We start from the raw sequence: 1,059 nt of genomic DNA on the forward strand, positions 1-1,059 counted from the left end.
AGACTTCCTAAAAAGCCCCACCACCCCATATTGGAGGCTGTTTTTGTGGCTTTAGTTGCAGTGTTTTTTGCTCCCTTGATTGTATCCTCAAGATTGTCTGAGAGTGTTTCTGCCCGTTCTTCAAGGACTTTGATGGCTTTTTCGGTCTTTTCTTCTGCGCTTTGATAGAGTTGAACAGCATGGTTGGCTGCTGTTTGTGCATCCGAACGGGACATGCCATCTTTTATGAGCGCGTTGATGATATCACTTCGATCAAATTTTGTCGTGAGATCTTCTACACGATCGGACAGGCGCTCACCAAGATTTTTTAAAGTGGTGCGATAGTAAGAAGGATCATTTTTGAAAGCTGTTATCGCAGAACCAATATCATTGAGTGCAGCTTGATAGGTTTGTTTCAAGCGATCAGGGTTGAGAGCAGGAATGTCGCTTTTATTGAGAAGGGTGCGCAATTCACTCCTAAGTTGGTCAAAATTGATATCATTGTCACTATTTTTTGCAAAAAACTGTTCAAGACTTTCGCTGTTTAAGTTTGCAAGTATAGGGGAAATATTGTTTTTTAGGCTGTCTACGGTTTGTTGGACCATGGAGCTGTTTTCTAGAGCCGTTTTAGCTCCTATCTTTGCTGTACTAGAAACCACGTGGATGGCTTGGAGGGTCATCAGCAATGTTATGAGAGCCCAAGTGAGAAAGCCATGAAGAATCCCTGAGGTTTCAGCAAAACGTCCAGCTACAAAGCCTCCCAAGGCTAGGCTAATCAGTGTAACGATAACAGAACCCACGCCAAAGGAGAGGAAAGAGCCTTCAAATGGGGTTGAAGAAGTGAAATCCATTTGGCTTAAGCCTAAAGCTGCAACCAGAAAAGAGAGGCAGATTGAGGTGGCAAGAGCCGTCACCAGTCCCGCAAAGATTGCGGACCATGAAATGGGTGTGTGAAAGAGTGAATACTTTTCTTCTAGAGACGTTTCTCCTAGAAAATTCGTCTCAAATGGTGTGTTTTCAGGAATGCGAGTTTCCATGTTTTATCTCCTTGAATATGCTGGAGATACAATGCCTTTTTGC

The 1,059-nt window shown here is 43.3% G+C and carries 1 protein-coding gene; it reads right to left on the minus strand.

What is annotated here, in order from left to right; translation table 11 throughout:
• Positions 1-1,016: DUF3792 domain-containing protein (locus ACFIM6_RS09900; RefSeq protein ID WP_375612677.1), on the minus strand; the 1,016-nt coding region annotated here is incomplete at its 3' end.
• Positions 1,017-1,059 lie beyond the last annotated feature (43 nt).

Origin of the sequence: Bartonella sp. AA9NXGY (assembly GCF_042196845.1) — a bacterium.
Classification (GTDB): domain Bacteria; phylum Pseudomonadota; class Alphaproteobacteria; order Rhizobiales; family Rhizobiaceae; genus Bartonella.